The sequence below is a fragment of the Streptomyces antimicrobicus genome, assembly GCF_020532625.1.
Lineage (GTDB): Bacteria > Actinomycetota > Actinomycetes > Streptomycetales > Streptomycetaceae > Streptomyces > Streptomyces antimicrobicus.
In genome coordinates this window covers 1-802 of record NZ_JAJAUY010000269.1, presented here as the reverse complement: position 1 = coordinate 802, position 802 = coordinate 1, and the positions used below count along the sequence as shown (strand labels likewise).

At 73.8% G+C, this 802-nt stretch carries 1 protein-coding gene; it reads right to left on the bottom strand.

Translation table 11 applies throughout. The features are described 5' to 3' along the window. A partial coding sequence (locus tag LG632_RS29995) for an AMP-binding protein (RefSeq protein ID WP_226731079.1) occupies positions 1-802 on the bottom strand: 802 nt, incomplete at both ends.

Sequence of the window (802 nt, the reverse complement as noted above, 5' to 3'; positions counted from 1 at the left end):
CGCCAGGTTCCCCACACCCGCGTGCGAGACCACCACGCCCTTGGGACGACCCGTCGAACCCGACGTGTAGATGACGTACGCCGCATGCCCGGGCAGGACCTCCACCTGGGGCGGGGTCGACGGATACGCCGAGGCGTCGAGGTCGTCGCCCTCGCGGATCACCAGGTGCGGTGCGGCGTCGGTGAGCATGTAGTCGACGCGCTCCCGCGGGTAGGCGGGGTCGACCGGGAGGAACGCGCCACCGGCCTTGACGACCGCCAGCTGCGCCACCACCAGCTCCACCGACCGCGGCAGCACCAGCGCCACCACCCGCTCCGGGCCCACACCCTGCGCCACCAGGCGGTGCGCCAGACGGTTCGCCCGCGCCTCCAGCTCGGCGAACGTCAGCTCGCCCTCGTCCGACACCACCGCCACCGCGTCCGGCGTCCGCTGCGCCTGCGCCGCGAACAGAGCGCCCAGCGGACCCGACAGCACCTCGCGCGACGTCGCGTTCCACTCCCGCAGCACCCGCACCCGCTCGTCCGGCAGGACGGCGTCCAGCCGGGACACGGGCGTGTCGGGAGCTTCGGCCAGGGTCCCGATCCAGCGGGCCAGCCGTGCGACCAGGTCCTCGACGGTCGTGCGGTCGAACAGGTCGGTGCTGTAGTCGACGAAGCCGCCGAGCCCGGCGGGCCCACCGCCCTCGTCCCAGCGCTCGCCGAAGCTGACCGCCAGGTCGAACTTGGACGCGCCGGTGCCGAGCGGCATCAGCTCGCCGCGCACCCCGGCAGTCTCGAACTCCAGACCCGGGTCGTTCTCCAGC